We start from the raw sequence: 4,067 nt of genomic DNA on the forward strand, positions 1-4,067 counted from the left end.
GAAATTGCTCGCCGGTTCTTTGATTCACATTGTACCGAATGCATTCTGCCGGTTTGTTGCAGCCTTGTAGATCACATACTGCATTGTCAATTGTCACCGGATCGCCTTTGGTGTATATGCTGGAACGTGGGGTCAGCGCAAAAAAGATGAATGCACAGTACGCAATAGATAGTACCAATATCACTTTGACGAATTTTGATTTCTTGATTACAGACTCGGCGGAGGGAGCTTCTTCTTTGTTTTCAATCTGGATCGTTGGGTTCTTCAGGTTGTTCAGGACGCTCTGTGGAAACTTAACTGTGATTGTTTCTGTGTGAGAAGATGAATGAGTTCCATGGATCGCTCCTCCCCAGGGGAGCTCCCGGTGATACACTGTTTGAAGATTCTCTTCTGCTGAATTCAGAAATGCTCTGGTTACTGCAGTTCGAACCATTTCTCCGTCATACTCGGTCCAGAAAGAAGCGTTAGGATCCTTAATTTCGACGCGAATTTTCAACTTGATCTCTCCGGGGTTGAGGTCCTTTCAACAATCGCGGTGGTGATTCCATTCTTTCCAGCAGCGGCCCCGGTCTGCAGATTTCAGAAGCAGGCGAAAAGGACCGAAGAAATTGTGATTGTAGACATGATCACACCAGCCGCTGTCTGCGCTCAAGAGACGAGCGGTTCCATCGATGCTTGCAGCCGCAGGCCCTAAGTCCATCGAAATATGAGCAAGCACGCTCAAGCTCATCCGGCAACGGAAGTTAAATTTACAAGCTCATCGTTGCCAATCCCCGATTCCATGCCAAACCTGCTCCAGAATACTGCCAGGGCTGGTCGAACCTTTTGGGGGCCGCAGACGCACGAAGCGTTCGTAGGCTTCCCGCATTAGAGCGAAGCCACCTAGCTCATTCAGCTTCTCACCGATTTCCATAACTACATGATTTCGTGGGTGGTCCTTTTTCCAGAAAAGGTCATGCAGAACCCATGCATCGCATAGATCAGCCAGGACCTCGGCAGCTTCCTGAGCGCTCAGGTCTGACTTGGTGAGTAGCTCGACCGCGCGTCTCCTGGGATCCAACCGCCCGCACGTCCCGCATCACCTAGTCTGGCGCATGCCTCCGCTCCCAGCGCTCTGGCCGAAAGCCATCTCGTAGGCGCATACGAATCCTTTAGATCGGCTTGGAATTCATTGCGGGCCGTTGGTGATAGAATCAATGCCAGTCTTTTGGCATGCTGCTCAACATTGGACCAGTTGCCATCCTTTATTCCTGACTCGAGATTGTCAACAAGGCGGTTCATATCTACAAGGCCTTCCGTATCCTGTATGATCTGAGTGACTAGCGCCTGGTCCGTAATTCTTTCTAGAGCACTTAATCGAACGTTTTCGCTCCGGTCAGATTTGGCGATCTGGGCCAACAGTGCCTGGTCCTCAGTCCTCTGAACAGCGCCTCCACGCACATATTCGTCACTGTCATTTTTAGCGATCTCGGCGAGGATGGCATAGTTATCAATTCTCAAGACAGCGGTATGACGCACCCTTGTGTCCTTATCATTCCTTGCAATTTCGGCTAGCAGCACTTGATCAGTCACCTTTTCCACCGCAGAATTGCGGACAAACCATTCATCGTCCGTCTTTGCGATCTCACCAAGCAGCGCCTGATCGGTCAACTTCCACACGGCCAGGTTACGGATACTCGGTTCCTTGTCCGTATTTACGATTCTCGCCAGCAGCGTTTGGTCGGTTAGCTTACCAACAACCTTCTCGCGTACTCTGAGGTGCTTAACCGTTTTTGCTATCTCTGCCAGCAGTGCTTGGTTGGTCACCTTCTCTGCTGCAAGTTCACGGACAAAATCGGACTCGTCCGCCTTTGCGATTTTGGCGAGCAGCTTCTGGTTGGTCAACTTCTCAACCGCTGTGCTGCGAATTACTACATCGCTGTGTTTCCATTTAGGCCGGAACAGATCCATGAAGCCTATCGCTCAACCTCCACCAATGCCATATTCAAAAAGCGAATGTATTACAAATGTTTATTCCAGTGGCCAGGCGTTTCTTTCTCCTTCCTGTAAGATCAGGTTCAGATCAAACTCACTTAAGTCGTATTTCTTCAGAATTCTCTTCCGCACCTCTGCTGTCGCTTCGCTTCCAAGCCGGTTAATCTGAGCAACCACTTCATTAAAATCCAGATCAGCTTTTTCCGACTTTTCCGGCACATATTTCTGCACAAAAGCGCGGTCGCACGACTCCTTATAATCGCGATAAATCTCCATTTTTTTATTTTCCGAAATATCAAGAACGAGTTCTTTTCCCTGAACTCTACGCATTTGCTTCCAGAGTTTACGCCCTTCATCTGAGCGAGGATGGAGCTTGAGAAGGCGTGAGAGTGTCGCTTCCGCCTCTTGATACAACCCAAGATCGAACTCAGACCACCCCCGTAATTCCAGGAGCTCCTGATCGACAGGATTCTGTTGAAGTCCTCGAATCAATACTTGAAGCGCCTCCTCTTTGCTCGCACCCTTCCGGTCTTCCTGATCCGCAAGCTTCATCCCACTCCAGTAGAAACGCTTTGCATCGCTGCTTTGAGGTATTGTACGTGCCTTCGAACACAAGCACCCAAACACAGTGCATCGATTTGTTTCACTCCAGCATTCGGAATGATGGATCGTAAGACATTCATTACAACATACGAGTGATCGTCCTTTCTCGATGGTTTCTCTACAATATGGACAAATCGCATTTGGAGGAAGATCGGGCTGTCTTTCATAATCCACTGTGTAGCGGAAGATCTGTTCTTGAAGGATTGGCGATTGTTCGAGCGGATTCTCGCTATTGTATTGTTGTAAACACAAATCAAAATTGCGGTTATGAATTCCGCCGTGATACTTCCGCATTGCTAGCAATTCTCGTTTCAGAAATTCCCGGCAATCGATGGGCAACTCGTTTTCGAGGCCGAAGTACCCTGTACACGGGCCGTCTTCACCGGGGGCAACGAAAAACAATTGAAGTTTTTCACTCGATAGAAAAGAATCGATAGTTTTGAAATCCTTTTCGTCATCAAGCCAGAGCGGATGCTCTGACAAATAAGGGTAACCGAATTTCTGCTTGACACCCTGTGAATCTACCCTCACAAAGACTTGTAGGAGTCCACCGTGTCTTAAATGATAATAAGCGATGGCCACTTCTGCGGAATTTCCCCGAAGCATCTCAACCGCGCCTGTAGCCTTCGCGAAAATAGCAGGATTGCTCGAACCAGACGGAACGATTACGATTGCAGCCCAGTTGGCACGCATAAAAGCCGGGTCAGCAAGCAGCTGATTGTCGACAAGAGGAGAGATTTCATTGTCAGGATGCATACGCACTATGATTTGTGTCACATGTTTTTCCTGGCTTTTGGAGAAATACCATGCGCCGACTGTCATTGAACAGTATCTGACCCCTCACTCTCTGATTTGAAGTGATTTTATCATTTTGGAGTCCGGGCGCTACATTTTATTGCATGCGAACAGGACAGCTTCCACGCGACTTTCCACCGGGCCGGGATCCAATCGAAGTCATCTTAAGGGGGGGAATCGTTCCCATCCGGAAAAGAGATCCGGGCATTCCAAAAAAACTCGCCGAAGTGATCGATAGTGCTCTGCAAGAACGGTTGAATGATCGCTACCAGACAGCGGACGAATTTCTCAGGGAACTGACCACAGCACTTTAATCTTTAGGCTCGATCGTCTTTGATATTTTGCTGATAGGAGTTGGTATTGCTTATTTTTTCTTATGGAGAGACCGTTCGCGATCGGTCTTCCAGAGCACATAAATCAGGGTTGGGACAGTCAAAAAAACTAAAGGGACGAGTATGAGGCCGACTGCATCTTCATCCCACAGGACACTGCTATTATCCGGTTCTGAAAATACTCCTCCCCATTGCCGCTTTCTTTTCGCGTGATCGACTGAAAACAACCACGAGAATTCACCAGCCTTGGAACAATGTTGATCGCAAACGTAATACTTATGAAATTGCTCGCCGGTTCTTTGATTCACATTGTACCGAATGCATTCTGCCGGTTTGTTGCAGCCTTGTAGATCACATACTGCA

General features: G+C 48.3%; 6 protein-coding genes. 1 reads left to right on the plus strand and 5 read right to left on the minus strand.

The window, feature by feature from the left end; all coding sequences use genetic code 11:
- The 4 genes from L0156_26530 to L0156_26545 form a co-directional block, all read right to left on the minus strand.
- Positions 1–496 (minus strand): hypothetical protein (locus L0156_26530; protein MCI0606556.1); only part of this gene is annotated, 496 nt, incomplete at its 3' end.
- A 261-nt stretch (positions 497–757) separates the two neighbouring features.
- The gene (locus L0156_26535) at positions 758–1,060 is read right to left on the minus strand and encodes a hypothetical protein (GenBank protein MCI0606557.1); all 303 of its coding nucleotides are present in this window, start codon (positions 1,058–1,060) and stop codon (positions 758–760) included.
- Entirely contained in the window at positions 1,012–1,950 is a 939-nt protein-coding gene (locus L0156_26540) for a hypothetical protein (protein ID MCI0606558.1), read from the minus strand. The genes L0156_26535 and L0156_26540 overlap by 49 nt, the downstream gene beginning before the upstream one ends.
- A 60-nt stretch (positions 1,951–2,010) precedes the next feature.
- Positions 2,011–3,399 carry a hypothetical protein gene (locus tag L0156_26545; protein ID MCI0606559.1) on the minus strand — a complete coding sequence of 463 codons (1,389 nt, stop codon included), beginning with the start codon at positions 3,397–3,399 and terminating at the stop codon, positions 2,011–2,013.
- Positions 3,400–3,476: 77 nt separating this feature from the next.
- On the opposite strand from L0156_26545, the gene L0156_26550 reads away from it, so the two are divergent.
- Positions 3,477–3,686 (plus strand): hypothetical protein, encoded by a 210-nt coding sequence (locus tag L0156_26550; GenBank protein ID MCI0606560.1) that lies wholly within the window; start codon positions 3,477–3,479, stop codon positions 3,684–3,686.
- A gap of 50 nt (positions 3,687–3,736) precedes the next feature.
- On the opposite strand, the gene L0156_26555 is transcribed toward L0156_26550, so the two are convergent.
- A partial coding sequence (locus tag L0156_26555; GenBank protein ID MCI0606561.1) for a hypothetical protein occupies positions 3,737–4,067 on the minus strand: 331 nt, incomplete at its 5' end.

It is taken from the genome of bacterium, assembly GCA_022616075.1.
In the GTDB taxonomy this organism is placed as follows: domain Bacteria; phylum Acidobacteriota; class HRBIN11; order JAKEFK01; family JAKEFK01; genus JAKEFK01.